Genomic DNA, 474 nt, shown 5'->3' with positions numbered 1-474 from the left:
GGCGTAAATTTAAACCCGCGTAAAGACCTTAAACCGCTGCTTGCAGTGGCGAAAAAAATCCCGCAGATATGGGTGGCTTAAAGAATATGACTCCATAGCATTGCAGCAGGCGGTGATTAACCTTGACGTGGCTTTCTCCAACTTTTTTTAATCCGAAACTAAAAGCCCGTTTTCCCACGTTTAAAAGTAAGCATGGCAGACAATCTAGCTATCATTGTGTCGGGATCAAAGTCATTGATGGCGCGATAAAAAATCCCGAAAATCGCACCGATTGAAGCGCGTTTACATCGTGAAATTACGGGGGGCGCTGAAAAAGTATCACACTGAGTCGCAGCGCAACCGGAAAAATACTATGCGTCACTACTCTGTGATGACGGGGTAGAAGCACCGGCAAAGCCAACATTGATATCAAATATCACGGGGCTTGATGTGGGGCTAAGTCATTACGCCATCAAATCAGACGGCAATAAGATT

At 45.4% G+C, this 474-nt stretch carries 1 pseudogene; it reads left to right on the top strand.

Annotated features, from left to right (window positions below):
- Positions 1 to 200: pseudogene (locus tag BHE89_RS20390) on the top strand (RNA-guided endonuclease TnpB family protein); the annotation flags it as partial.
- Between the last annotated feature and the right edge of the window lie 274 nt (positions 201 to 474).

Origin of the sequence: Shigella sp. FC1967 (assembly GCF_001743005.1) — a bacterium.
Classification (GTDB): domain Bacteria; phylum Pseudomonadota; class Gammaproteobacteria; order Enterobacterales; family Enterobacteriaceae; genus Proteus.
Note: the sequence above shows the minus strand (reverse complement) of the source record. Positions and strands in the feature narration are given on the sequence as shown.